At 64.0% G+C, this 22724-nt stretch carries 21 protein-coding genes; 8 read left to right on the plus strand and 13 right to left on the minus strand.

Translation table 11 applies throughout. The annotated features are described in order from the left end of the window. Positions 1 to 7 precede the first annotated feature (7 nt). Genes trbE through FHS98_RS12370 form a run of 8 tightly spaced genes read left to right on the plus strand, consistent with a single transcriptional unit; the run spans position 8 to position 7877 of the window. A complete protein-coding gene (gene trbE, locus FHS98_RS12335) occupies positions 8 to 2434 on the plus strand; it encodes a conjugal transfer protein TrbE (RefSeq protein WP_167105140.1) in 2427 nt (808 codons plus the stop codon). Between the two features lie 4 nt (positions 2435 to 2438). Further along, a complete protein-coding gene (gene trbJ / locus FHS98_RS12340) occupies positions 2439 to 3185 on the plus strand; it encodes a P-type conjugative transfer protein TrbJ (protein WP_167105143.1) in 747 nt (248 codons plus the stop codon). Positions 3186 to 3196: 11 nt separating this feature from the next. Further along, a complete protein-coding gene (trbK-alt, locus tag FHS98_RS12345) occupies positions 3197 to 3457 on the plus strand; it encodes a putative entry exclusion protein TrbK-alt (protein WP_167105146.1) in 261 nt (86 codons plus the stop codon). Beyond that, complete coding sequence (trbL, locus tag FHS98_RS12350) at positions 3454 to 4698, plus strand: P-type conjugative transfer protein TrbL (protein WP_167105149.1); 1245 nt, start codon at positions 3454 to 3456, stop codon at positions 4696 to 4698. Before trbK-alt ends, trbL begins: the two co-directional genes overlap by 4 nt. Before the next feature lies 1 nt (position 4699). Beyond that, on the plus strand, positions 4700 to 5383 hold the full coding sequence (trbF, locus tag FHS98_RS12355) for a conjugal transfer protein TrbF (protein ID WP_167105152.1): 684 nt from the start codon (positions 4700 to 4702) through the stop codon (positions 5381 to 5383). Further along, on the plus strand, positions 5380 to 6390 hold the full coding sequence (gene trbG, locus FHS98_RS12360) for a P-type conjugative transfer protein TrbG (RefSeq protein ID WP_167105155.1): 1011 nt from the start codon (positions 5380 to 5382) through the stop codon (positions 6388 to 6390). Before trbF ends, trbG begins: the two co-directional genes overlap by 4 nt. Then, complete coding sequence (locus FHS98_RS12365) at positions 6387 to 7619, plus strand: TraB/TrbI/VirB10 family type IV secretion system protein (protein WP_167105158.1); 1233 nt, start codon at positions 6387 to 6389, stop codon at positions 7617 to 7619. Before trbG ends, FHS98_RS12365 begins: the two co-directional genes overlap by 4 nt. A gap of 9 nt (positions 7620 to 7628) precedes the next feature. Continuing rightward, complete coding sequence (locus FHS98_RS12370; protein ID WP_167105161.1) at positions 7629 to 7877, plus strand: DUF2274 domain-containing protein; 249 nt, start codon at positions 7629 to 7631, stop codon at positions 7875 to 7877. Here FHS98_RS12370 and FHS98_RS12375 read toward each other — a convergent pair. The 13 genes from FHS98_RS12375 to FHS98_RS12435 all read right to left on the minus strand — a co-directional run bounded on the left by FHS98_RS12375 (position 7850) and on the right by FHS98_RS12435 (position 22293). Continuing rightward, complete coding sequence (locus FHS98_RS12375) at positions 7850 to 8860, minus strand: LysR family transcriptional regulator (RefSeq protein ID WP_167105164.1); 1011 nt, start codon at positions 8858 to 8860, stop codon at positions 7850 to 7852. The two genes, FHS98_RS12370 and FHS98_RS12375, sit on opposite strands and share 28 nt — an antisense overlap. A gap of 162 nt (positions 8861 to 9022) precedes the next feature. After that, entirely contained in the window at positions 9023 to 9529 is a 507-nt protein-coding gene (locus FHS98_RS12380) for a DUF1993 domain-containing protein (RefSeq protein ID WP_167105167.1), read from the minus strand. A 50-nt stretch (positions 9530 to 9579) separates the two neighbouring features. Further along, complete coding sequence (locus tag FHS98_RS12385; protein WP_208402225.1) at positions 9580 to 10956, minus strand: MFS transporter; 1377 nt, start codon at positions 10954 to 10956, stop codon at positions 9580 to 9582. Between the two features lie 40 nt (positions 10957 to 10996). Then, positions 10997 to 11389 carry a nuclear transport factor 2 family protein gene (locus FHS98_RS12390; protein ID WP_167105170.1) on the minus strand — a complete coding sequence of 131 codons (393 nt, stop codon included), beginning with the start codon at positions 11387 to 11389 and terminating at the stop codon, positions 10997 to 10999. Between the two features lie 152 nt (positions 11390 to 11541). Continuing rightward, positions 11542 to 12015 carry a DUF4437 domain-containing protein gene (locus FHS98_RS12395; RefSeq protein WP_167105173.1) on the minus strand — a complete coding sequence of 158 codons (474 nt, stop codon included), beginning with the start codon at positions 12013 to 12015 and terminating at the stop codon, positions 11542 to 11544. 39 nt (positions 12016 to 12054) lie between these two features. Beyond that, positions 12055 to 12843, minus strand: a complete 789-nt coding sequence (locus FHS98_RS12400; RefSeq protein ID WP_167105176.1) for a type 1 glutamine amidotransferase domain-containing protein — start codon at positions 12841 to 12843, stop codon at positions 12055 to 12057. A gap of 145 nt (positions 12844 to 12988) precedes the next feature. Then, entirely contained in the window at positions 12989 to 13660 is a 672-nt protein-coding gene (locus FHS98_RS12405; protein WP_243847997.1) for an isochorismatase family protein, read from the minus strand. Between the two features lie 336 nt (positions 13661 to 13996). Next, positions 13997 to 14320, minus strand: coding sequence for a winged helix-turn-helix transcriptional regulator (locus tag FHS98_RS18975; RefSeq protein WP_167105179.1), 324 nt, complete (start codon positions 14318 to 14320; stop codon positions 13997 to 13999). Further along, the gene (locus FHS98_RS12415) at positions 14317 to 14937 is read right to left on the minus strand and encodes a DNA-3-methyladenine glycosylase I (RefSeq protein ID WP_167105183.1); all 621 of its coding nucleotides are present in this window, start codon (positions 14935 to 14937) and stop codon (positions 14317 to 14319) included. The genes FHS98_RS18975 and FHS98_RS12415 overlap by 4 nt, the downstream gene beginning before the upstream one ends. Beyond that, positions 14894 to 16168: an acetyl-CoA C-acyltransferase gene (locus tag FHS98_RS12420; protein ID WP_167105186.1), complete on the minus strand. Its 1275-nt coding sequence runs from the start codon at positions 16166 to 16168 to the stop codon at positions 14894 to 14896. Before FHS98_RS12420 ends, FHS98_RS12415 begins: the two co-directional genes overlap by 44 nt. A gap of 184 nt (positions 16169 to 16352) precedes the next feature. Beyond that, the gene (locus FHS98_RS12425) at positions 16353 to 17855 is read right to left on the minus strand and encodes an efflux transporter outer membrane subunit (protein ID WP_167105188.1); all 1503 of its coding nucleotides are present in this window, start codon (positions 17853 to 17855) and stop codon (positions 16353 to 16355) included. Beyond that, the gene (locus tag FHS98_RS12430) at positions 17852 to 21058 is read right to left on the minus strand and encodes an efflux RND transporter permease subunit (protein WP_167105191.1); all 3207 of its coding nucleotides are present in this window, start codon (positions 21056 to 21058) and stop codon (positions 17852 to 17854) included. The genes FHS98_RS12425 and FHS98_RS12430 overlap by 4 nt, the downstream gene beginning before the upstream one ends. A 5-nt stretch (positions 21059 to 21063) precedes the next feature. Continuing rightward, a complete protein-coding gene (locus tag FHS98_RS12435) occupies positions 21064 to 22293 on the minus strand; it encodes an efflux RND transporter periplasmic adaptor subunit (protein WP_167105194.1) in 1230 nt (409 codons plus the stop codon). Between the last annotated feature and the right edge of the window lie 431 nt (positions 22294 to 22724).

The following is a 22724-nucleotide window of genomic DNA, read 5'->3' on the forward strand; positions in this document are numbered from 1 at the left end:
GGCGGCCATGCTGAACCTCACCGAATATCGCAGCCGCGCCACGGGCCTCGCCGACTTCCTGCCCTGGGCCGCTCTCGTCGCCGAGGGCGTGGTGCTCAACAAGGACGGTTCGTTCCAGCGGACCGCCCGCTTCCGTGGGCCGGACCTGGATTCCGCGACGGCAGCGGAGCTCGTGTCGGTGACGCACCGCCTCAACGGCGCGCTGCGTCGACTGGGATCGGGATGGGCGATCTTCGTCGAGGCCCAGCGGATGCCCGCGCAAGGCTATCCGTCCTCGTCGTTTCCCGATCCGGTGTCGGCGCTGGTCGACCGCGAGCGCGCGGAGCAATTTGCCGAGGAAGGCGCCCATTTCGAGAGCGGCTATTTCCTGACGTTGCTGTGGATGCCGCCGGCTGAGGACGCGTCGCGCGCCGAGGGCTGGCTATTCGAGGGGCGCGACAAGAGTGGCGTCGATCCGTGGGAGCTGATGCGGGGCTTCGTCGATCAGACCGATCGGCTGCTCAATCTGCTCGAAGGCTTCATGCCGGAAACCGCGTGGCTCGATGATGGTGAGACACTCACCTATCTTCATTCCACCATCTCGACCCGCCGACATCGCGTCCGCGTGCCGGAAACGCCGATGCACCTCGACGCCCTGCTCGCCGACGAACCGCTGACAGGCGGCCTGGAACCTCGTCTCGGGCAGCATCACCTGCGCACGCTGAGCGTGGTCGGATTTCCCGCATCGACCTTTCCCGGCATTCTCGACGATCTCAATCGCCTTGCTTTCCCCTATCGCTGGGTGACGCGCGCGGTGATGCTCGACAAGGTCGATGCCACCAAGCTGCTGACTAAGATCAGGCGCCAATGGTTCGCCAAGCGGAAGTCGATCGCCGCCATCGTGAAGGAGGTGATGACCAACGAGGCGGCGGTGCTCGTCGATTCCGATGCCGCCAACAAGGCCGCCGATGCCGACCTCGCGCTGCAAGAGCTGGGTGCGGACGCGGTGGGCCAGGCTTACGTCACGGCCACGATCACGGTCTGGGACGAAGACGCCGGCATGGCGGCGGAAAAGCTGCGACTGGTCGAGAAGGTCATCCAGGGCCGCGACTTTACCTCCATTTTGGAGGGAATGAACGCGATCGAGGCGTGGCTCAGCTCCGTGCCGGGGCATGTCTATGCCAACGTGCGGCAACCGCCGATCTCCACAATGAACCTCGCGCACATGATTCCGCTGTCTGCCGTGTGGGCAGGCCCGGAACGGGACGAGCACTTTGCAGCACCCCCGCTGCTGTTCGGGAAAACCGAAGGCTCGACTCCGTTCCGGTTTTCGCTTCATGTCGGCGACGTCGGCCACGCGCTCATCATCGGGCCCACCGGCGCGGGCAAATCGGTGCTGCTTGCGCTGATGGCGCTCCAGTTCCGCCGCTATCCCCGGTCGCAAATTTTTGCCTTCGATTTCGGCGGGTCGATCCGCGCGGCCGCCTTGGCGATGGGTGGGGACTGGCAGGATTTGGGTGGCGCGCTCGACGACACGACCAGCACGGCGGTCACGCTTCAGCCGCTCGCCAGGATCGACGATCCGTCGGAGCGTGCGTGGGCCTCCGAATGGGTGGCAGCGGTGCTCGCGCAGGAAGGCGTGACGGTCGATCCGGCGATCAAGGATCTCCTGTGGTCGGCCCTCACCTCGCTCGCCTCGGCCCCGCTCGGCGAACGCACGCTGACTGGCCTCACCGTGCTCCTGCAAAGCCAGGCGCTCAAGCAGGCGCTCGCGCCCTATTGCCTGGGCGGCGCCTACGGCCGGCTGCTCGACGCGGAGCTGGAGGATCTCGGCACCAATCCGGTCCAGGCGTTCGAGACGGAGGGCCTGTCCGGCTCGGCCGCTGCACCTGCTGTTCTGTCCTATCTGTTCCACCGGATCGAGCGCCGGCTCGATGGATCGCCAACCCTCATTATCATCGACGAAGGTTGGCTCGTCCTCGACAGCCCGGCCTTTGCGGCGCAGTTGCGCGAGTGGCTCAAGACGCTGCGCAAGAAGAATGCGAGCGTCGTCTTCGCGACCCAGAGCCTTGCGGACGTCGAGACCAGCAGCATCGCGCCGGCGATCGTGGAAAGCTGCCCGACCCGCATCTTCCTGCCCAACGAGCGCGCGATCGAGCCGCAGATCACGGCGATCTACCGGCGTTTTGGCCTCAACGATCGCCAGATCGAAATCCTGAGCCGGTCGACACCCAAGCGTGATTATTATTGCCAGTCCCGTCGCGGCAACCGGCTGTTCGAGCTGGGGCTTGGCGAGGTCGCGCTCGCCTTCACCGCCGCGTCCTCCAAGTCCGATCAGGTCAGGATCGGCGATCTCATCGAGGAACATGGCCAGGAGGGCTTCGCCGCCGCCTGGCTGGCCGAGCGCGACGCCGCGTGGGCGGTCGACCTTCTTCAAGACAGCCAAGCGGAGTGATGCCATGATTCGTCCAAAGGTACGCCACATCATCCTCTCGGCCGCCGCGGCGGCGTCGCTCGCGATCACGTCGACGCCGGCCGATGCGCAGTTCGGCGGGATCGTGTTCGACCCCAGCAACTATGCGCAGAACGTGCTGACGGCGGCGCGGTCGCTCCAGCAGATCAACAATCAGATTCAGAGCCTAGAGAACCAGGCGAACTCGCTCATCAATCAGGCGCGCAATCTGGCGAGCCTGCCGTTCTCGACGATCTCGCAGATTCAGAATCAGATTCAGCGCACGCAGCAGCTCCTCTCCCAGGCGCAGCAGATCGCGTACAACGTGCAGTCGATCCAGTCCGCTTTCACCAGCCGCTATGGCTCGGGCGCGCTGTCAGGATCCGACCAGGCGCTGATCGACGGCGCGCAGGCGCGGTGGCAGACGTCCGTCGCCGGGTTCGAGGATGCGCTGAAGACCCAGGCGACCGTTGTCGGCAACATCGACACGTCGAAGAGCACGATGACCACGTTGCTCACCGCGAGCCACAGCGCGACCGGAGCGTTGCAGGCGGCACAGGCTGGGAACGAATTGCTCGCGCTCCAGTCGCAGCAGCTCTCCGACCTCACCGCCGCCGTCGCCGCGCAGGGGCGTGCCCAGGATCTGGAAGCGGCGCGTCAGGCCACGGCCGAGGCGCAGGGTCAGGAGCAATATCGGCGCTTCAGCCAGCGGTCGACCTATCAGCCCTACGCCGTTTCGGCGTTCCACAACTGACGGGTCGGGCGATGGAGGCGCGCACCGGCAAGCTCGCGGTCACGGCGGCGATCGTTGGCCTGATCGTCGCGGCGACCATCGCGATGGAGATGGGCGGCCATTCGAGCACGCCGCCGGCACCGGTCACGGCCACGCCGGACAAGACGGCGGCGGACAGGCTGAGCGCCGAACTCAAGCGCTGCAACCAGCTCGGCCCCACCGACAAGCCCGACCAAGCCTGCCTCGACACCTGGGCCGAGGTGCGCCGCCAATTTCTCGGAGGTCGCCGATGAACAATACCGGCGTCATCGATCAATTCCTCGAGACCTTCACCCGCTACATCGATTCCGGGTTCGGACTGGTCCGCGGGGACGTCACCTATCTGACGACCACCCTGATCGTCATCGACGTCACGCTCGCCGGCCTTTTCTGGGCTTGGGGCGCAGACGAGGACGTGATGCACCGCCTCGTCAAAAAGGTGCTCTACATCGGCTTCTTCGCGTTCGTGATCGGCAACTTCAACGGTCTGGCGAAGATCGTCTTCGAGAGCTTCGCGGGCCTCGGTCTGAAGGCCGGCGGATCGCAGATCGACGAAGCCACCTTCCTCCAGCCGAGCCACCTCGCCGCGGCGGGGATCGATGCGGCACAGCCGATGCTGGACGCCGCGAACACCATGATGGGCTTCACCAGCTTCTTCGCCAATTTCGTTCTGATTGCGGTGCTGATGATCGGATGGCTGCTCGTCATTCTCGCTTTCTTCATTCTCGCGGTGCAGGTCTTCATCAGCATCATCGAGTTCAAGCTGACGACGCTCGCCGGCTTCGTGCTCATCCCCTTCGCACTCTTCAACAAGACGAGCTTCCTTGCGGAGAAGGTGCTCGGCAACGTCGTCGCGTCCGGCGTGAAGATCCTCGTCCTGGCCGTGGTGGTGGGCATCGGCAGCGGTCTCTTTAAGCAATTCACCATTGGCTTCGCGGGGCCGGTGCCGACGATCAGTGAGGTGCTGGCGATCCTGCTCGCATCGCTGGCGCTGCTCGGGCTCGGCATCTTCGGCCCCAGCATCGCCAACGGCCTGATCTCCGGTGGTCCCCAGCTCGGCGCCGGCGCCGCTGTCGGCACCGCTCTGGCCGCAGGCGGCCTCGCGGCAGTCGGCGCCGCCGGTGCCGGCATGGCGGTGTCCGGGACGGCGACCGCGATCGGCGGGGCGGCTCGCGGCTCCGCGGCGACCGCCGGTCGTACTTCGGCCGCCTATCGCAGCGGCGGCATGATGGGTGTCGCGCGCGCAGCCGGATCCGGGATGGTCAGCCCGCTTCGCCAGGCCGCGAATTCGCTCCGCCAGCAATATGCAGCCGCGCAATCCGGCTCGGCTGCTGCGGCGAGCTCGTCAGCGGCGTCTGCGTCGCCGGCCTGGGCGAGCAAGATGCGTCGCGAGCAGCAGATGCGCCAAGGCGCCGGCGCCGCCATTCACAGTCTCCGCTCGGGCGACCGGGGCGGCGGCGGTGCTTCGATCGACCTCTCGGACCGGGATCGCTGATATGTTTCGACGGCCTAATATCCGTTACGGGCACACGCCAGCCGCGGAGACGCCTTACCAACGGGCCGCGCAGGTGTGGGACGATCGCATCGGATCGGCGAGAGTGCAGGCGCGCAACTGGCGACTGGCGTTCTTCGGCACGCTGTTCCTGTCCGGCGGGCTGGCCGGCGGCCTCGTCTGGGAAACCCTGCGCGGTAGCGTCGTCCCCTGGGTGGTCGAGGTGGACAAGCTCGGCCAGGCAACCGTCGTTGCGCCGGCGGAGGCCGGCTACCATCCGACCGATCCTCAGATCGCGTACCACCTCGCGCGGTTCATCGAAGACACGCGGTCGCTGCCCGCCGATCCGATCGTGGTGCGGCAGAACTGGCTGCGTGCCTACAACTTCACGACCGACACCGGCGCTCTCGCGCTCAATGCGTATGCCCGCGACAACGACCCGTTCGCGAACGTCGGCAAGGTCCAGGTCGAGGCCGACGTGTCGAGCGTCATCCGCGCGTCCCCATCAAGTTTCCGTGTCGCGTGGGTCGAGCGCCGCTTTCAGGACGGCAGCCTCGCCGCGACCGAGCATTGGTCGGCGATCCTGACCGTAGTGCTCCAGCCGCCGACGACGCCCGACGGTCTGAGGAAGAATCCCCTTGGCGTGTACGTCACCGCCATCAACTGGTCGAAGGAGCTGGCCGAATGATCTGCTCGCATCGCCGTAGGGCTGGCCCGCTTACGGCTCTCCTGATTTCCGTATCTGCGACCACGGGCTGCGCCACAGCGCGCAAGCCGCCGGTCATCTCGCTCGACACGCCTTCGCCGGTTGCGGCCACACCGCTTCCCGATCCGCCGAGGCCGGTCGAGGTCGTCGCGGTGCCGACCCCGCTGCCGCTGCCTGGGCAGCTCAAGCCGTTGCCGTCCGGACCGCTCGTGAGCGCCGAACCGACCGATCCGACCACGCGCGTCGCGCTGGCCAACGCCGCCGCGCGCGTCCAGCCTGGCCGCTCCGGCTTCGTCAACGCGATCCAGGAATATCCCTATACCGATGGCGCGCTCTATCAGGTCTACGCGGCGCCCGGCCAGGTGACAGACATCGCGCTGGAAGAGGGCGAGACGCTGACCGGAAGCGGGCCAGTTGCTGCCGGTGACACCGTTCGCTGGATCATCGGCGATACGACCAGCGGACAAGGCCCGACGCAACGGGTCCATATCCTGCTGAAGCCGACCGAGAAGGATCTTATGACGAACCTCGTCATCAACACGGACCGGCGGACCTATCATCTGGAGCTGCGGGCAACCCCCGGCACCTACATGGCCTCGGTCTCGTGGCGCTATCCCCAGGATCAGTTGATTGCGCTCAGAGGCCGCAACGCGACCGCACAGGCGGCTCAGCCAATCGCTGCTGGCGTCGACCTCGATGCCCTGAACTTCCGCTATGCCATCGAGGGGGACAATCCGCCGTGGCGCCCCCTGCGCGCCTTCGATGACGGGCGGCAGGTCTTCATCGAATTTCCCGCAGGCATCGCCCAGGGAGAGATGCCGCCCCTGTTCGTCGTCGACCCTGCCGGCGGCGGCGAACTGGTGAATTATCGCGTGTCGGGCCGTCATATGGTCGTCGACCGGCTGTTCGGCGCGGCCGAGTTGCGCATGGGCGACAAGAAGTCGAGCCAGGTGGTCCGCATCACCCGCACGGACGGGCGACGCAAATGAGCGCGGAGGACGAGGCTCACGAAGCGGCTCCGGAGCCGCCCGCGCCGGCGCCCAATCCCGGCGCCTTTCGGCTGCGCGGCGATCCGCCCCGTGTCGTCCGCCTCTCGCGCAAGGCGCTCATTGTCCTGGGATCAGTGTCCGCGCTGAGTGTTGGCGGAGCCCTGCTTTATGCGCTCGGTCCGCAGCACGCGAAACCGGGCACCGAACTCTACAACACGGACAGCCGGAATACGGCGGACAAGATCGGGGCGATGCCCAAGGACTATGGCGACGTCCCCCGTTTAGGGCCGCCACTCCCGGGCGATCTTGGCCGTCCGATCGTCAATGCGCAGAATCAGGGCAAGGTCGTACCGGCTCCCGGAATGGGTGGCGCATCGGCTGCTGCCGCGCAAAGTCCGGCCGAGACGGCGCGACAGCAGGCCCGCCAGCGGGCAGTTCAGGTTCGTGAGGCTGCGCGGGAGAGCAAGCTGTTCACGAGCACGACGCCGGCCCAGGCCGCGACGACGATCGCCGAGACGTTGCCTGCCGGCTCCGGCGCGCCGGCCAACAACTCCGGCAACGCTCCGACGCCCGATCCTAACGGTCAGGACACAAAGCGCGCCTTCCTCGCCCAGGCCCCCGACAAGCGCACCACCAGTTCCGATCGCGTCGTCGATCCGGCATCGCCGAACATCTTGCAGGCGGGGAGCGTCATTCCGGCCGCGCTCGTCACGGGGCTGCGTTCGGACTTGCCCGGTCAAATCACGGCGCAGGTGACGCAGAACGTTTATGACAGCCCGACCGGGCTAATTCTGCTCATTCCGCAGGGCGCCAAGCTGATCGGCGAGTATGACAGCTCGGTCGCCTTCGGCCAGCGTCGGCTGCTTCTTGCCTGGACCCGCCTTTTGCTGCCCGACGGACGATCAATCGTTCTGGAGCGTCAGCCCGGCGCCGACGCGGCGGGCCATGCCGGCCTCGAAGATCGGGTGAACAACCACTGGGGGCAGCTGTTCAAGGCCGCGGTCCTATCGACGCTGTTGAGCGTGGGGTCCGAAGCCGGCACGTCGCAGAGCGAGAACAATCTCGCCCAGGCCCTTCGCGCCGGCGCTTCCCAATCGTTCAGCCAGACGGGGCAACAGGTCGTGGAGCGCCAGCTCAACATTCAGCCGACGCTTACGATCAGGCCGGGCTTTCCCGTGCGGGTTATGGTGACGCACGATCTCGTGCTCGAGCCCTGGCAGCACCAATAGGAGGCGGACATGACCACGTTAAAGCTTGGGCCGCTCGCCGACGAACGGCCCGCGAAGCTCACGATCGAGCTACCTGCGGCCGTGCTACGCGACCTGAAAATCTACGGCGCCTTGCTCGCTCAATCCTCTGGCGACGCAGAGCCTGTTGAGCCTGCGCGTCTAATTCCGCCGATGCTGGAGCGGTTCATGGCGACCGACCGCGGTTTCGCGCGTGCGCGAAAGACGGCATTTCAATCTCGTGGCGGTGCGAGCGAATAGCGGTCGCGAAGAAAGTGTAGAAAGGTGGATAGGGCCTGATTGCGGTTGTCGTCGCGCCAATACGCCGAGAAGCTCAGGAGGTGTGGGCCGGTGCCGTCAAAAAGCTGCCGGATAGCGACCCCGTCGATGGTCATACCCAGCGAGCCGGCCGAGACCAGCGTGATCGCACGACCCATTCCGACGACGCCGAGGACTGTCTCACGGCTCACCTCAGTAATTATGATCTGCGGCTCTTTCCCAGGTTGCGCGAGCCTCGTCCGAACCATCGCTTCGATGTCGTCCGCTGTGGTCTTGGGCGCTACAAATGTCTCGCCATGGAGGTCCGACCAGTAAATGCGTTCACGAGATGCGAGAGGATGGGCGCTCGGCAGCGCAACGAACATACGCTCGCTCCAAAGATTCAAACTCTGTGTGTCTGCTAGTTCCGCTGATCCGCTAATGATGAGCGCATCCACACTACCGCTATCTAGCTTGGTAAAAAGTCGATACCGATCATCTTCGATCCCACGCAAATGAATCTCGGGATATTCGTCATGAAATCCGATTAAGGATGACCTGAGGTTGCCGGCCGATATTGAAGTCACGAAACCGATCGCAACGGCGCCCGCCCTTCCTTGGCTTACGGCGCGTGTCTTTTCGTAAAGACCCTCCATCTCGTTCAGGACACGCCGAGCCGATGCGAGCAGTACTTCTCCGGCGTCTGTCGGCACGACGCCCCGCGGCGATCGCCGAAAAAGAGGCGTCGCAAACTGCCCTTCAAGGAATGAAATGTGCTGGCTTAGCGTTGCCGGCTTGATGTTGAGCGATGCAGCAGCCTTGTTGAAGCTTCGAAGCTGCGCAGCCATCAACGCGTACCGTAGGTGGCGAAGATCAATGCCGCGCAGGAATGGCGACAGAAGATCATATGATGAACTTTTGGCGCCATCAGCTACAAGCACGCTAAGATCCTTCACATAATAGTAAAATATCCAGAGAATACTCATGTTAAATTGTGTATTTTCGCTGGACTTTATGCGTTATTACACAAAAGGTATTTCATCATACTGACTCGGCGGCCACCACGGCCCGTAGATCAATAGACGACATTTCTTGCAAATTTTATCCGCCAGGGAGCACGGCGCGGCAGGGGGTCGGTCCGTCCGACGTCAGGCGTCGACAAAATTGATGGCTCCGAGGAAATCCATCTTCCCGACATCCACTCCATCCTTACGCAGGATCGAATAAGTCATCGCGATGTGGAAATAGACGTTGGGGATGACCATTTGCAGGAGATAATCTCTCCCGCCGAGCACCTTACCCGGCGCCCATGACAGGCTGATCTTCTGGCTTTCCGCATCGACGTAGCTCACCGCCGGTACGCTCCGCGCATAATCGATGGTCTTGCGGATGCGAGCGCGCACCTCGGCGATCGTCTGCTCGGTATCCTCGTGCTTGGGCGGCTTTTGCCCCGACAGCCAGGCTGCGCCGCCTTTGACGTAATCGCACGCGCTCTGCACCTGGTAGATCAACGGCTTCATGTCCGGCGCGAGGCGTCCGCTCATCAGTACCGCGACGTCGAACTTTCTGGCCTCAGCTTGGGCTTCCGCCTTGTCGAGGAAGCTTTCGAGGTTCTCGAGACTCTGCACGCATTGCTGGATCGCTTCGTAGTACATTGGCTCACTCCCGTTATTGGACGTCATAAGCTCGGTCCGGGGACCGATGGTCAGTCGAGACTCTCGCGGCCGCGCCTGAGCGCGTCGGCGCCGCGGCCCAAAAGGTAGGCGGCGATGCCGGCAAGCTGGATGGCAACGGCCGTGAGGAAAATGATCTCGTCCGACCAGACCTGCCGAAGCAGGCCGAATATCGCTGGCGCCAGAGCATAAGCCCCCTGTGAAATGGCGACGATCAGCGCGACGGCGCGGGCCGCATCCTCGCGCGGGAACTCAAGATTGGCGATGACCGGCGGGACCGAGATGGCGTTGCCGACACCAAGGCCGAAGAGCACGGCGCCGAGGATGAGAAGCGCAGGGCTTCCGTGCGCGAGCATCAACACGCCGCATCCCAAAGCCTGCGCCAGCAAACTGTACGAGGCGATAGCGCGCCAGTTCGATTTAGCGTCCGCCCGCGATCCGACGGCGAGGCGGCCAAGGACGGCAGTGACGCCGACCGCGCCCGCCGTCAGACCCGCTCCCTGCCGCCCGAGCGTCGGCGCCAGCACCGAGACAAGATGCGCGACGATCCCCGTCTGCGCGAACAGCGCCAACGTCATGCCGATGCACAGCGTCAGGAACGCGCGATCATGAAAGAGGTGAAGATGGACGACTGCGATCGGCGCTTCGGGGTTCAGGATGGCGCTGGCCGGTGAGTCTGCAGCCGTCGCGCCATCGGGCGCCTGGCCGAGCCCTTCCGGGGTTCGCACCAGCACCAAAGCCGCCAGCGCGCCCACGGTCGCGAGCATGACGATGCTCACCACCACGGCGGCCGAGGCAAAGCCGATACGGTTGATCAGCGCGACCCAGAACGGCGAGAAGATCACGCCGCCGACGCTGCCGCCATTGAAGGCAATGCCGAGCGCTTGGGGGCGCTTCGCGGCAAACCATGGGGAGACGATCGCGTTGACGGCGACAGCGCCGAGCGTCGACCAACCAGCGCCCGACAGGAGTGCCGCCACATAGAGCTGCCACGGAGCGGTTGCGACCGCCCAACCGAGAACGCCCATCGCCATGACGATCGCGCCAGCGAAGGTGACTATCGGCAGGCCGAGGCGGCGGTAGAGCCGGGGGAGATTGGGGATGATCGCGAGGCCGACGAGGAAGTGCAGTGTCACGGCCCCCGAAATGAGGGCGATCGGCCAACCGCGCGCCTGCCGTACCACCTCCAGATAGACGGGTGGACCGTAGAAACCAAAGCCCCAACCAAAAACGGCGACGGTGAAGGCGGCCGCGACGACGCGCCAGCCAAAGAAGCGATCGCCCGTACTGGGCTGTGTATCGGAAGGGCAATCGGCAAGGAGCCGATCAGGGCCTGAACCCGTACGATTGACGGCCGATGTGAGGGGTGAGGTCGGTCGGTTCATCGCGATGGTTCCAAACTTGGCCATAATCGGCTCCCGCGGGGCCACTGATCACCGGGGGCGCGAGTCAGTAGACGGTGTTGCCATTCTTCGAGGTGGTGGGGACGGGAGCGAACACGTCCCAGTGCTCGACGAGCTTGCCGTTCTCGACGCGGAACAGGTCGACGCCAACGTCCCCATTCTCGCTGACCAGGCCGGTCCAGTGCGCGTGGACCGCGACCAGATCACCATCGGCCAGCACGCGGCGGATATCGCCCTTTGCGTTGGGAAAAGCGGCCAGGAAGCCGTTGATGAAGGTCCGCAGGCCCTCGACACCATCTTCGGCGCCGGCCGTGTGCTGGGTGTAGGTGTCGCCGACGTAGCGGGCGATCGCGCCGTCGACGTCACCGTCGAAGTGCGCTTCCTTGTAGAAAGCGAGAACGGTTTTCTTGTTCTGCTCGGCAATGGTTTCGGTCGTCATGATGATGTCCTGTCGATTGGGTCGCTGGCCGTCGTGGCGCGAGCGAAAAGGGGCTGGAGGGGGACGGGCAGCGCTAAATCACCTGCCGGGCTCTCCGCGATCGCGGGAGATTCCGCGTGGGAGAGCCCGGTCTGACGGTGAGGGGCGGCCGACTAGCCGGGGAAATTCTGCGCGTCGAACTTCTCGCTCTGGACGATGTAGATTTCGCAAGGAGTCTTGGACACACAAGCGGTCGTGTGCTTCTCCCCGCCGCGCTGATACCAATAGGAACCGGCGACCAGATTGTCGGGCTTTTGGCCCGGCTGGTAATTCTGGAGCGTGCCTTTGATGACGACCGCGTAATAGTCGTAGGTGTGAGTGTGGACGTAGCTCTTGAAGCCGGGATCGAAGAGGAAGAACGCGCCGTGGGCGCCCTTCGTTACATCCCCCCAGACGTTGGAATACTGAATTCCCTTGTTCGGAGTGGCGCCCTTCGCGCCGCTGGGTTGAAATTTGAAGTGCGCCTCCGGGAGCACCACCGACGTCCCGTCATTCTTCGGGGGATAGGCGGCGGCATCCTGGGCCTGCGAGGCGGTGGCGAACGAGATGGCGGCAGCGGCGACGAGCGCCAGAGAACGTAGTTTCATGATGGATCTCCTGGTTGGCTAGGGTGGTCGAAGGCGGCCTCAGGCCGCCTTCTCCAGCGCGTCGATGAACTTGGCGGCCAGCTCGTGGTCCGACATCGGGTTCTGAGCGGTGATCAGCTCGCGATCGACGACGACGAACGATGTAAAATTGTCCGCGTTGACGACCGTGGCGCCGGCGGCTTCAAGCGCGTCGGGCATGTTGAAGATCAGTTGCTTGTGGAAGACGTTCTCTTCCGCATATTCCTCCTCGCTGCGCGAGAAGACGGTCATGCGGTAGCCGGCATACTGCCAGCCCTTGCCCAGCTCGTGGGCCTTGATCTTGTCGCCATCGATCAGGGCAGCACGGAACTCGCGAGCATGATCGAGCGCGGCGAGAATGCTGATCGGCCCGTGGCAGATCGCGGCAGTGGGCTTGTTGGCGCCGTGGAAATAGCGCAGCGCCTCGCCCGCGTCCGGGTCCTGCATCACGTCGACGATCGGCGCGTGGCCGCCGGGGAAGAAGACGCCGGCGAAACGATCGAGACCGGCTTCGATCTCGGAGCGGATCGTGCGGACGTCGTTCATGCGCGGATCGTTGTTGAAGAAGTCGCGCGCCTTGGTGCGGGTGTCATCGTCGTTCGCGAAGTAGATCAGCGCGTCGGAGTCCTGATCCATGGTCGGCTTTTCGCCGGTCGGGGTGGTGAGGACGAAATCATAGCCCGCCGCGACGAGCGTCATCAGGGGAACCGCAGTTTCGTTGAGGAACTGGCCGATCGTGATCGTGCCGCCGCCCTTGGCTTCGAGCTGGGTGCCGTTCGAACCGATGACGAGAATGGTGCCTTTGGTCATGATATTTTCCTGTCGTTGAAAAGAAGCTGTCGTGCTTGCTAGTGGTGCGGAATGGACGCGAGCCGCCCTTCGGCGCGGCCCGATTGCCGCGCCGCCTTCGGTCTTCGTCACTTCGCTGGGACCGGCCTTGTCGGGCCGGATTGGATCAGACGGCTGCGGGCGTCTTGGCCGCCGCGATCATTCGGCTCACGGTTTCATCGGTGTTCCACACCGCATTGGCCATGAAACGCCAGTTGATCATCGCGGCATCGTAGCCGGCGCCTTCCTCGTTCGCGGCAGCGGCGACCGCATCGCGGACCATGATGGTCTCGAAGCCGTCCCGGATCAGGTTGCGCATGTGATCTTCAAGGCAGAGGTTGGCGACCGGGCCGGCCATGATGACGGTCTCGATCTTCTGGCGGCGCAGCAGCAGCGCCAGATCGTTGGTCGGCGCGTAGGTGACATGGCGCGAGACGACGGTGGTGTTCTCGTCTTCCATGTACTTCTTGAAGCGCTCGGGAACGTCGGCACCGCCGCCGGGCACGTCGTCGGTGTGAAGCGGGCTGTGGCGGTGCACGACGCCGCCGTGGAGAGCGAGATCCTCCATCGGGCTGAGGCGGGTCTTGCCCTTATGGTCGTGCGGGAAGAAATAGTGCGGCGACATGAACACCGGGTAGCCGTGATCCTTCGCGGTCTGAAGGAGCGTCTCCAGATTGGCGTTCACGTTGTTGGCCTTCATCAGCTCCTCGATCATGACGAAATATTTTCCGCCATCGGTGAGGAAGTCGTTTTGGATGTCGACCAGGACCAGCGCGGTACGGCCGGCCGTGATGTCCATATCGACCTTGTGCTCGAACAACATGACTTCAGTCTCCTCAGAATCTCGCTATCTATCGATCGATAGACGTGCATCTTGGTACGGCGGGCTTCCGGGCGAGTCAATGCCTATCTACCGATAGAGCGGAAGAAAGTTGACCATCCGTTTGGGAGCGGTTGATCGCGGTCATCGTCTCGCCTCGATCCAGAAACACCCACGACCGGGATGAACGTGGGAATCCGGCTGGACTTATCTGAACTCAGGACCGCCCTGCTTCTTGAAGGCTGCCGCCGATTTTGAACCAGGAGGCCGCGGCCCCTCTGGTTGGGTTATCCGCACACAGCAACAGCGTCTGGATCAGCGGCGAAGAGCGAAAGCTGAGCAACAGAGATCGGCCTTCCACAGCGCCAGATGCTCAAGCGTCGGGCGCAAGCCGCGGCCAAATTCGCCGAGGTCGTACACTTGGATCGAGGTGGGCGGCGGAAGCTGACGTCGTTCGACAAAGCCTATAGCCTCCAGCTCCCTCAGTCTGGTGGTGAGGGTGTTGGCACTCACCGTTGGTATAGCGCGGCGCAGATCGATGAACCGCAACGGGCCATTGCTGAGCGAGAGGAGAATCTGTAGCGCCCAACGGCCCGAGAGGTGCTGGAAGACCTCATCTTCGATCCGACGGGGTTTCACGCCAGGTCGCCCACAGGCTTCCGCCGGAAGCACTGCGCGGCATGGTCGTTGACGATGCCCACAGCTTCCATCCAGGCGTAGACGATCGTCGGCCCGACGAATTTAAAGCCGCGTTGCTTCATCGCCTTGGAGACCGTCTGAGAAAGTGGGGTGCTGGCGGGTAGCGTCGTCCCGTCACCCGTCACCACCTTGCCGTTGGTGAACGACCAGCACCACTCCGCGAAGCTCTCGCCGGCATCCTCCATATCGCACCAGAGTTTGGCGCCGGCGATCGTCGCCTCGATTTTGGCGCGCGAGCGAATGATCCCGGGATCAGCAAGCGAACGGAGAATGTCGATCTCTGTGAAGCCCGCTACCTTGCGCGGATCGAAGCCCGCGAACGCTTTGCGGAAGGCTTCCCGTTTGCGGAGCACTGTGATCCACGCAAGCCCCGCCTGAAAGCCCTCGAGGGCGAGCATCTCCCACAACGTGCGGGAATCGCGCTGCGGCACGCCCCACTCATGATCGTGATAGGCCTGCATCTGCGGGTCGGTGCCCGCCCAGGCGCAGCGTATCGGATCGCTCACCGCGCGTTTATCCCAGGCTTTCGAGCAGCGCCACGGCGCCTTCTCCGCCATCGGCGCACACGCTCACGATCGCCCGCGAACCCTTCGGCATCGCAGCCAGCTCTTTGACCGTCTGACTAAGGTCTCGGGCGCCGGTCGCACCGAAGGGATGACCAATCGCAACCGAACCACCGTTCGGATTGACCCGCTCCCAAGGGAAATGGCCGAAGTCGCGTGAAATGCCCACGCGCTCAGCGATCCAGCCCGGGCGCTCGAGCGCTGCGACATTGGCAAGAAGCTGAGCAGCGAACGCCTCGTGGATCTCCCATAGATCGATGTCCTCGAAGCCGAGGCCGTTGCGATCAAGGAGGCGAGGTATAGCGAACGGCGTCGCCATCAGCAGTCCGTCGCTGAAGTCGACGGCAGCAAGCTCATAGTCGACGAGCCTCGCGGTCGGTATCCCATCTGGAAGCCGCGTACGTCCCTGCGCCGAGAGGACCCATACGCCGGCAGCGCCATCGGTGATGGGCGACGAATTGCCTGCGGTCAGCGATCCTCTGCCGCTCGTCTTGTCGAAGGCCGGCGGTAGCGTCGCCAGTTTTGCAAGCGACGTGTCGGCGCGGGGATTCGCATCACGGGCAAGCTCGGGAAGCTTGATGACAAGATCGTCGAAGAAGCCCCGTTCCCAGCCCGCGACCGCACGCCTGTGGCTCTCATAAGCCCATGCGTCCTGCGCTTCGCGGGTGATACCCCACTCCTGGGCGGTCTCCTCCATATGGTCGCCCATGGTGCGGCCGGTGATACGGTTCGCCCATCCTTTTGCAGGAAGGGTGAAATCGACCGGAGAAAGGCTGCTGAGGGCCTTTAGGGCTTCGGCCGGGTCCTTGGCGAAGAGAGCACGCAAACGGTCGCTGGCGGCCGCTGTAAGGCCTATTGAGGGGCGGCTCATCGTCTCCACCCCGCCGACTAGCACGACATCGGTGTCGCCGCCGATCATTCCCGCCGCGGCGAAGGCGGCGGTGATGCTCGTGGCGCAGGCCAGCACAGCCGAGAAGGATGGGACGGTCGGGTCCAGCTTGGCGTCCAGCCAGATCTCGCGGGCGATGTTGCTCCACCCGAGATTGGGGATGACCGTGCCCCACAGCACTAGGTCAGGACGCTGGGTCGTCAGTTGCTCGGCCATGGCGCGCACGACCGGGACCGATAGGCTGATGCCGTCATAGCCGACGAGGGCGCCCCCACCGCGGCCGAAGGGTGTGCGCAGGCCAGCGGCGAGAAAGATGTCCTGATTGAAGCGCGTCATCGATTGTCTCCTTGGGCATTAAGCGACAGCCTCCTCGGCTTTTCACTTCGATCCCTTCCATTCCACCGCTTGCGGCGGTGTCATTGGAGGGTGGGTGGGCTTGCACCGTGCAAGCCGCCACCGCCCTGCTGGACTTGCACCGTGCAAGCCTCATCGGCGTCGTTGGGCTTGCACGGTGCAAGCCTTATCCCCCGGATTTGGCCATCAAAGTCGGGACGTCCGCCTCAGCTTGCCGGGTGGGTGGCGACCATCCTCCGCCAAAAGCTCGAAACACGGCGACTGCCGAACGGGCGGTTCCAGCCCGCTCACTGTCCAGCACATCGCGCGCGACGAGCAACTGCTGATCGGCGTTGATGACATCGGTTAGCGGGATCGAACCCGCCTTGTACGACTGCTGAGCGAGATCGCGTGCCTTCGTGAGAGCCGCCACCTGGGCTTGGACCTCGCTGACACGAACCTGGGTCTGTGAGAGCGTCACCAGCGCGTTCTCCACGTCCTCGGCTGCATGCAGCACGGTCTGGCGGTAGACCGCCAGCGCCTCGGCATTTGCGCCCCGAGCCTGCTTCACCTCGGCGTCGACCTTGCCGAAGTCGAACAGGCGCCAGCGGATCAAGCCGCCGCCCGTCGCCGCGAAAGCGCCCTTGGTGAAGAGGTTACTCGCGCTGATGCTGTCGAATCCTAGAGCGCCCGAAAGCGAGATTTTCGGGTAATAGTCGGAGATCGCAGCACCGATCCGCTCATTCGATGCGGCTAACCGCCTCTCGGCGGCGATGATGTCGGGACGCCGGCGAAGCATGTCAGTGGGCTGCCGATCGGACGGTATTGCGGGAATGCCGGGGATCGATTGGACGGTGCTCAATTCCTGCGCGTAGGTGCCCGGCTGGGCTCCCATCAACACATCGAGCCGATTGAGCTGGACTTCGAGACCGATCCGAAGCGTCGGAATGCTCGATCGCGCCTGCCGGAGCAAAGCTTCGGCCTCGGCAATCTCCTGGCCGTTACCAGAGCCCGCCGCATATCGATCGCGGACGAGCTTCAGGAGTCGTTCGTCATTGGCCACCTGATCGAGCGCGACGGCGAGGCGAGCCTGATAGCCGCGGATCTGCAGATAGGCGTCAGCGGCATCGGCGACCACGGTGATCCGCGTGCCGACGCGATCCGCCTCGGCCGCCGACTCTTCGTCGCTCGCTGCCCGTGCTCCCCGCCGCAGTCCGCCGAAGAGATCGATTTCCCAGCTTGCGCTTGGGCCGACCGAGTATTCCTCGTAATTGCGGCGGAACCCCGGAACCTGGCTGGACAGGCTCGTGATCGGCGTTTGCAGGCTGGCGCGGTTTGCCGTGGCACTGCCACCGACGTCGATCGTCGGCAGGAGCTGCGCGCCCGCGCCCTTTGCGACCGCCCGGGCCTGCTGGACGCGTGCATAGGCGGCGGCAAGGTCGAGGTTTTGGTCGAGAGCGCGCTGGACGACTGTCGCCAGCATCGGATCGTGGAAGGCCGTCCACCAACTGTCCAGCGCGAGCGGGGCCGTGGCGGCCGGCGTCGCCGACGCCGGGACAGCATTGTGGAACGGCGCGAGGGCCGTGGCGGGCTTCTCGTAATTCGGCCCCACCATGCAGGCACTGAGGGCCAGTGGGATGAGCATGACACTCATCCCAGCGAGGCGATTGAGACGACGGTTCGTGATCATGCGAGCCTCCCATGGGCTTCGGTGACGGGGGAAATGGGCGCCGGCCGCTTCTTGAGCCCGAGCTTCCGGACGACGGTGTAGAAGGCAGGGGTGAAGGCCAACCCGAAGACGGTCACACCGATCATGCCTGCGAAGACGGCCGTGCCGAGGGCTTGCCGCATTTCGGACCCGGCGCCCGAGGCGATCGCGAGCGGGAAAACGCCAGCGATGAACGCCATCGACGTCATCAGGATCGGGCGCAGACGCTCGCGAGCTGCCAGGACAGACGCTTCTTCTGGCGTCTTGCCCTCGTGATCCTGGTGATGACGAGCAAACTCGACGATCAGGATCGCATTCTTGGCTGCAAGCCCCAGAAGCACCACGAAGCCGATCTGGGCGAGGATATCGATCGGCATCCCGCGAAGATGCAAGCCGGTTGACGATGCCAGGAGGCACATCGGGATGATCATCAGGATCGCGAGCGGAACCTTCCAGCTCTCATACTGGGCAGCGAGCACGAGGAAGACAAACAGCGCCGACGCCGCAAAAATGAAGGTTGGAGAGATGGTCTGTGACTGCTGCTGGTGAGCAAGGTCCGTCCACTCGTAGCTGATGCCGGCGGGGAGCGTCTGGTTAGCGAGCTGCTCCATCCGCTTGATCGCCGTGCCAGAGGCAACACCCGGAGCGGCGACGCCGATGATTTCGGCCGACGGATAGAGGTTGTAGCGCGGGACGCGGTACGGCTTCGTCTGGTCCTTGAAGGTCGTGACCGCGCTGACCGGCACCATGTCGCCTGAGGCGTTCCGCACCTTCAGTTCGCCCAGATCCTCCTTGGTCGAGCGAAACTGCTTCTCGCCCTGCACATAGACCGGGTAGGTCCGACCGAAGAAGTTGAAGTCGTTCACGTATTGCGAGCCGTTGTAGAGGCCGATGGTCGAGAAGATGTCGGTCGGGGTCAGGCCGAGCTTCTCAGCTTTCTCCCGGTCGATGTCGGCGTAGACCGAAGGCGCGCCGGAGTTGTAGACCGTGAAGACGCTGCCGAAGGTCTTGTCCTTCTGAGCCGCCGCGACGAGGGCGTTCGTCGCCTTGGCCAGCGCTTCGGGTCCGAGACCGGCGCGGTCCTCTACTTCCAGCGTGAAGCCGCCCGGAGAGCCGAGTCCCTGGACCGCCGGGGGCATCAGGGTGAAGACCGCGGCGTCCTTGATGCCGGCCGTCGCCTTGTTCATTGCAGCAACCACGGTGTGCGCGTCCGTACCGCGGATGTGCTTGCCGTAGAGCGACGGCAGGCCGGTGAACACGGTGGCGACGTTCGGGGCATTGGTGTTGGTGACGATATCGAAACCCGAAACCGGCGAAGTGCCACCGATCAGATTTTCGCCCTTTGGGGTCTTCAGGCTGAGTGCGATATCGTTGACCTGGCGCACGATCTTGTCCGTGCGCTCCAGGCTCGCACCCGGCGGCAACTGAATGACCGTCGCGAGATAACCGATGTCGGATTCGGGAATGAACCCGCTCGACATGCGCGACATCTGGAAGCCGGTGAGGCCGATCAGCACAAGATAGGCCACCAGCATGATTCCGGTCTTGCGGACCGCGCGACCGGTCAGTCGGGCGTAGCGGTTCGACATGTTGAGGAAGCCAAGGTTGAAGCGGCGGAAGAAGCCTCCGAGATACTTCTGAAGCCCGCGCGGCTCGACATGCTGGTCAGGTGCGGCGTGAGGCTTCAAGAGCACCGCACACAGCGCGGGGCTCAACGTGAGCGATACGAAGCAGGAGATGATCGTCGACGCTGCGATCGTGATCGCGAATTGCTTGAAGAAGAGGCCCGATATGCCCGGAATGAACGCGGTCGGCACGAACACCGCGCACAGGGTAAGGGCGATCGCGATTAGAGCGGTCGACACTTCGCTCATCGTCTGGCGCGTGGCGTCGCGTGCATTCATGCCGAGTGCCATGTTGCGTTCGACATTTTCGACCACGACGATCGCGTCGTCGACGACGATACCCACTGCAAGCACGATCCCGAACAGCGAGAGGTTGTTGATCGAGCCGCCCGTCAGAGCGAGGAGGGTGAAGGTACCCAGCAGAGAGATGGGGATGGCGACAACCGGAATGATCGTTGCACGCCAGCTCTGCAGGAACAGGTAAACCACGCCGACGACGAGGGCGATGGCGATCACAATCGTGATGATCACCTCGTCGATCGACTGCGACACGAAGGTGGTCGGATCGTAGATGTTGAGATAGTCGACGCCGCTGGGGAAGCTCTTCTTCAGCTCGGCCATCTTCGCCCAGACCGATTTCTCGACCTGTACGACGTTCGCATCGGGGGTCGCGATCACCCACCAGGGCGTCGAAACATATTTGTTGGCGTAGGCCTTGCTGCCGTAATCGGACGCACCGAGTTCGACCCGGCCGATGTCGCGAATGCGGGTGACACGACCCTGGGGGTCAGACTTGACGATGACGGCGCCAAATTCCTCAGGGCTCGTAAGACGTCCCTGCGTTTCGACGTTGACCTCATAGGCTCCGTCCGACTTCGCCCCATCGAGGGGGGCGTTCAAACGCCCGGTCGAAACCTGAGCGTTTTGGGCACGAAGCGCGGCGAGGATCTCGCTGGCGCTGATGTTGTAGGCGGCGGCCTTGTCGGGATCGATCCAGACACGCATCGCATAATCGCGCTGGCCGACCGACCAGAATTGCGAGACGCCCGGCAAGCGCGCGATCTGATCGCGGATTTTGAGCATGTAGTTGCTCAGATATTCGGGGCTGCGCGATCCGTCTGGCGAGTAGACGTGGACGCCGAGCACCAGAGCCTTGATTGTCTTGTTGACGTGCACGCCCTGGAGCTGAACTTCGGGTGGCAGCCGCGACAGAACGTCCTCGACGCGATTGCGCGTCAACATCAGGTCGACGTTCGGATCGCTGCCGATCTTGAAGTAAACGGTGGTGGTAAGGTTGCCGTCACTAGTCGATTGGCTGGTGATGTAATCCATCTTCTCGACGCCGTTCACGGCTTGCTCGAGCGGCGTGGCAACGGTGCGCGCGATGGTCTCGGCGCTTGCGCCGGGGAAGCTGGTCGTGATGTCGATCGTGGGAGGGACGATGCTCGGATATTGCGCGATCGGCAAAAAGAGCATCGTTACGAGGCCTGCGATCGTGATGAAGATGCTCAGCACGGCCGCGAAGCGCGGATGATCGATGAAGAAATGGGCGATTCTCATGGCGGTCAGTCCTGATCGGCTGCGAACCGGATTGCGCCGGCCTGGGGTGTGACGGGCGCGCCGGCCTTCACGGTCGGGATGCCGTCGATGATGACGCGATCCGTCGCTGCGAGACCGGACTTGATGACCCGGAGGCCGCCTCGAAGGGCGCCGATCTCGACTTTTTTCTGGGTCGCAACGTTATCCTTGCCGACGACGAACACCGCATGGTCGCTTTGATCGGAGAGGACGGCCGCGTCGGGCACCAGCAGCGCAGGCTCAGGGGCGGACACCGCCAGCCGCACGCGCGCGAAGGCGCCGGGCGTCAGTTTGGCATCGCTATTCTGGATGGTCGCCCGCGCATGGATCGTGCCGCTCGCGCGGTCGATCGCGTTATCCATGAAATCGAGCGTGCCATGGATCGTGTAGTCTGACTGACTGCCAAGCGCGATCTCGACGCTGTTGGCGAGAGGGCCGGGCCGGCTAGCGCGCTCTCGTTCAAAGGTCGCGTAATCGGCTTCGCTCATGTCGAAATTCAGCCAAATCGGATCGAGCGAGACGATCGTGGTCAACAACGTGGTCGGGCTGCTGGCAGCGCGGCTGCCTGAGATCAGATTGCCCGCGGACACCAGATGGGTGCCGATGCGGCCGGTGAACGGCGCGGTGATACGGGTCTTCTGAAGATCGAACATCGCATCGTGCAGGGTCGCCTTCGCGCCGTCGACACCCGCGACAGCGGCGGCCTTCTCGGCGAGCTTCTGATCGACATTCTCCTGGCTTCCGGCGTCGGTCGCCTTCAACTGTTGGGCGCGGGCAAACTCGCGGTTGGCAAGCGCCAGGCGCGCGTTCGCGCTTTCGAGTGCCGCGCGGGCCTGGTCGACCTTGATCTGGTAGGGAACCGGGTCGATCTGGAAGAGGAGCTGGCCCTGTCGGACCACCTCGCCGTCCTTGAAATTGACGGCAGTGAGCGTCCCACCGACTTGTGCGCGCACCTCGACCGATTTGATCGCCGCGAGCTGGCCGAGGAAACTCAACCTCTGGTCGACGCCGCGCTGAAGCGGCGTGCTGACCGTCACGACGGGCGCGGGGGCGGCTGCGGCCGGCGGTGGCGCCAAAAACAGGTGTGAGCCGACTTCACCCAGGCCGACGAGCAAGGCGAGGCCTGCTCCGGCCGCGAGCCAGATCTTGGTGCGCCGCTTGGAAGGGTCGTTTTGAGCGGTGGAGCCGCTTTCGTCGATGGTTTCGGTGTATGTCACGGTGTCCCTCGTTCGGTTTGCGCCTCCCTTCGACGGGGACCGAGAGCGGAAATGTCGGCTTCAGAAGGCCGCACGCCGCTACTCCCGCATCCCGTATCGAGAGCGGACGTCTTTCCGTTTCAGGATCAGGCAGTGATGGTCGGTACGGCGACGACCGTCTTGAAGGCTGGGTCTCTAACTTGACCGATGACCCCTCAACGACGGACGTGCCGCGCCCGTTTAGAGATCAGTCATCGGTCATGGCGGCGAGATCCGCGCGGGATCGGCGAGACCGCAGTTTTGGGCGGCGAGCCCTTGCACGGTGCAAGATTCGGCGATCCGCGTACGAAGTTCCTCATAGCTCAACCCACCCTTTCGCAATCGTCTATCTATCGGTCGATCGGTTACGAATCTGGATATGCCGAGTCAGATATCAGGAGTCAACCACTATC

The sequence above is a fragment of the Sphingomonas oligoaromativorans genome (assembly GCF_011762195.1).
Classification (GTDB): domain Bacteria; phylum Pseudomonadota; class Alphaproteobacteria; order Sphingomonadales; family Sphingomonadaceae; genus Solisphingomonas; species Solisphingomonas oligoaromativorans.